Raw genomic sequence first — 3,557 nt, forward strand, 5'->3', positions numbered from 1 at the left:
TGCGAGTCTTGCCACGCCGAGCACCTGGTCGCTTTCAGCTGTAAGCGTCGCGGTTTCTGCCCGAGCTGTGGGGCGCGGCGGATGGCCGAAAGTGCCGCCTTGCTGGTTGATGAAGTACTGCCTGAACAACCCATGCGTCAGTGGGTGTTGAGCTTCCCGTTTCAGCTGCGTTTCCTGTTTGCCAGCCGGCCCGAGATCATGGGGTGGGTGCTGGGCATCGTTTACCGCGTCATTGCCACGCACCTGGTCAAGAAAGCGGGCCATACCCACCAAGTGGCCAAGACGGGCGCGGTCACCCTGATCCAGCGTTTTGGATCGGCGCTCAATCTGAATGTTCACTTCCACATGCTGTTTCTCGACGGTGTGTATGTCGAGCAATCCCACGGCTCAGCGCGTTTCCGCTGGGTCAAGGCGCCGACCAGCCCAGAGCTCACCCAGCTGACGCACACCATCGCCCACCGGGTGGGTCGCTATCTGGAACGGCAAGGCCTGCTGGAACGGGATGTCGAAAACAGCTATCTGGCCTCGGATGCGGTGGATGACGACCCGATGACACCCCTGCTGGGGCACTCGATCACTTACCGTATCGCTGTCGGTTCACAGGCGGGGCGAAAGGTGTTCACTTTGCAAACTCTGCCGACCAGTGGTGATCCGTTCGGTGACGGGATTGGCAAGGTAGCCGGGTCCAGCCTGCACGCCGGCGTGGCGGCCAGGGCCGATGAACGCAAGAAGCTCGAACGGCTGTGCCGGTACATCAGCCGCCCGGCGGTATCCGAGAAGCGGCTGTCGTTAACACGAGGCGGCAACGTGCGCTACCAGCTCAAGACGCCGTACCGGGACGGCACCACGCACGTCATTTTCGAACCATTGGATTTCATTGCAAGGCTGGCCGCCCTGGTACCGAAGCCCAGAGTCAACCTAACCCGCTTCCACGGGGTGTTCGCACCCAACAGTCGGCACCGGGCGTTGGTCACGCCGGCAAAACGGGGCAGGGGCAACAAGGTCAGGGTGGCTGATGAACCGGCAACACCAGCACAACGGCGAGCGTCGATGACATGGGCGCAACGGCTCAAGCGTGTTTTCAATATCGACATCGAGACCTGCAGCGGCTGCGGCGGCGCCATGAAAGTCATCGCCTGCATTGAAGACCCTATAGTGATCAAGCAGATCCTTGATCACCTGAAGCACAAAGCCGAAACCAGCGGGACCAGGGCGTTACCCGAAAGCCGGGCGCCACCGGCTGAGCTGCTCCTGGGTCTGTTTGACTGACGAGCCTGAAGGCCAACGATACCAATCAAAATGCTGCGTTCACAGCGCCGCGGCAGGGATCCGCCGTGCTGGTTGTCGGAAAAGGAGCCGCTAGTGGGAAAGAGGAGGGTAAATTTTCAGCGTTGCTGGCTCCCCGTCAGCCGGATTGGGTTGCATCGCAGGGGTGTCGAAAGAGTCAACTGCGGTCCAAAGCTGTTGGACTTGGGTGAAAAGGGCGTTTATTCTTCCTATACGTGAACCGCATCCTACGGAATGAGTAACCCTTGCCCTATTGTGAGTAGAACGTCGTATAATTCAAACGAAAGCAGTTAATAGGTATGAAATATCACAGCACAAAAGAGCGACAGGACATGTTTAGATGATGTTATTATAAAATAATAACATCATGGATGAATAAAAAATAATTTTCTATCTTTACAACTATGTTATACTTCTATGATAAGGCTATGATGGCAAAGCCTTGGTTTTCCTAATCAAATAGTCGCCGAGATGGCTTCAATGCGACAGTAGGTCTACTGTCTCACAATTAATTCATGTATCAGATTTTTGTTCCCTGATGGGAAGTGTTATCCATACGAAAAGAATATGGGTAAAGTGTTACACCTGTATATGACATTCAGAATGTCCTGTCGGGGGAACTGGTACCAATTTAATAAAAGAAAACAGTATAGAAATGACAATCGAAGATATGCAAACATTAGCCCTAGAGCATGGGCTGAGAATTTCGGAAGAGATGAGCGTCAATGAGATGGGCATCGACTTTAGAGTTGCCTTTGTAAAGGAAGTAAACGGTGAGAACTGGGTACTCCGTATACCTCGAAGAAGCGATATGCTTGAACAAATCGAAAATGAAAGTAGAATATTGGATTTAGCCAAAAGAAACCTGTCGATCAATGTCCCTGATTGGAAAATTGTATCGGAGCGCCTAATAGCCTACCCTTTACTGGAGGATGCGCCTGCTCTGACATTCGATGCGATAACACATGAGGTTTCTTGGAACATAGATCGCGATAGCATAGCTTATGTGGAGTCTCTGGCAAAATCATTGGCCGAATTACATCGTATTACAGCTGACGATGTGAGAAAGAGCAACTTGAAAATAATGACTCCAAGTGAATTGAGGACCGAAATAGCTGACCGTATCCACTTGGTGAAATCTGAGATAGGTATCAGCGAGCCGTTGGAAAACAGATACCGTAGATGGTTGGACAATGACCCTTTGTGGCCTGAATTCACTTGTTTCATCCATGGCGATCTCTATGCAGGGCATGTCTTAACCTCGAAGGAAGGTAAGACCTCTGGTATCATAGATTGGTCTACTGCGCATATGGGTGATCCTGCACTGGACTTTTCTGGTCACGTATCGGTTTTTGGAGAGGATAGCCTGAAGAGTTTGATAACGGAGTATGCTAAACAAGGCGGAACGATATGGGATAGGCTCTACGAACAATCTATAGAGAGGGCTGCTGCAGCTCCATTAGCATATGGCGCTTTTGCGGTAGAGTGCAACGACGATAATCATATCAATGCCGCCAGAGCAGCCTTAGGTATTGTTCAATAAAATGATGTGAGGATACTTTTTTAAATGCTAAAATAGGAGTTCGATTGGTGCCACTTAAGAGTATCATTGATTTCTATTTTAGCCAGTATCCTCCACTTTTAGGAGCTCCTCGAAACTCGATTTTATGATCATCTCTTAAGATTTTGAGCCACCGCTCTACTATCTTGACAGGAACTAATAGCTCGTTTACTAAAAATGGTGCACGCTTTCCTGGATTAGTTCTTATCTGATTAAATAGTAGATTTACTCCCTCACTTACTCCCTCATTAGATTCGAAAAGTAGCTTTGATGAGACAATAACTCGAAAACCGTGCTGGAAATTTTCAAAGACAGGGGGACGCAGACCATAGGATGCGAAGCCTTCTTGGATTCGTTTGATGCCTGACCCATATTTTTCAATAAAATGCGCTTCTTTGAACGTGGCAGATATCCTTTTATTGCGCGCCCATGGCGAGTAATCTTCACGAAGAAGCTGATCAATCGTTAAGTTATCAGCTAAACCACCTGGATTGAAAAACTCTATGGAATTGTAATACACCCTGATTATGGAATCGGCAAATTAATTTGGACTTGGGTGAAAAGGGCGTTTATTCTTCCTATTACGTTGTCGGCAGCGGGCCAAAAAGGAATACGTCCATGCCCATCGAGGTGAAACCGGCTGTGAGCGCGGGTTCAAGCATATAGCCCGACAGGCGCGTATCCTTGCCGATCACGACACGATGGCGGT

General features: G+C 49.8%; 3 protein-coding genes and 1 pseudogene. 2 read left to right on the top strand and 2 right to left on the bottom strand.

Translation table 11 applies throughout. From position 1 onward, the window contains the following. Both FTU12_RS16150 and mph read left to right on the top strand, forming a co-directional pair. Positions 1-1,269: IS91-like element ISVsa3 family transposase (locus FTU12_RS16150; protein ID WP_179989166.1), on the top strand; the 1,269-nt coding region annotated here is incomplete at its 5' end. 673 nt (positions 1,270-1,942) lie between these two features. After that, positions 1,943-2,830 (top strand): Mph(E)/Mph(G) family macrolide 2'-phosphotransferase, encoded by an 888-nt coding sequence (mph, locus tag FTU12_RS16160; protein WP_071830579.1) that lies wholly within the window; start codon positions 1,943-1,945, stop codon positions 2,828-2,830. A 73-nt stretch (positions 2,831-2,903) separates the two neighbouring features. Here mph and FTU12_RS16165 read toward each other — a convergent pair whose 3' ends face one another. Both FTU12_RS16165 and FTU12_RS16170 read right to left on the bottom strand, forming a co-directional pair. Further along, positions 2,904-3,368 (bottom strand): ATP-binding protein, encoded by a 465-nt coding sequence (locus FTU12_RS16165; protein ID WP_071830580.1) that lies wholly within the window; start codon positions 3,366-3,368, stop codon positions 2,904-2,906. Between the two features lie 67 nt (positions 3,369-3,435). Beyond that, positions 3,436-3,557 (bottom strand): annotated as a pseudogene (locus FTU12_RS16170) (hypothetical protein); the annotation flags it as partial.

This window comes from Acinetobacter sp. YH12063, assembly GCF_013419715.1.
GTDB lineage: Bacteria > Pseudomonadota > Gammaproteobacteria > Pseudomonadales > Moraxellaceae > Acinetobacter > Acinetobacter amyesii.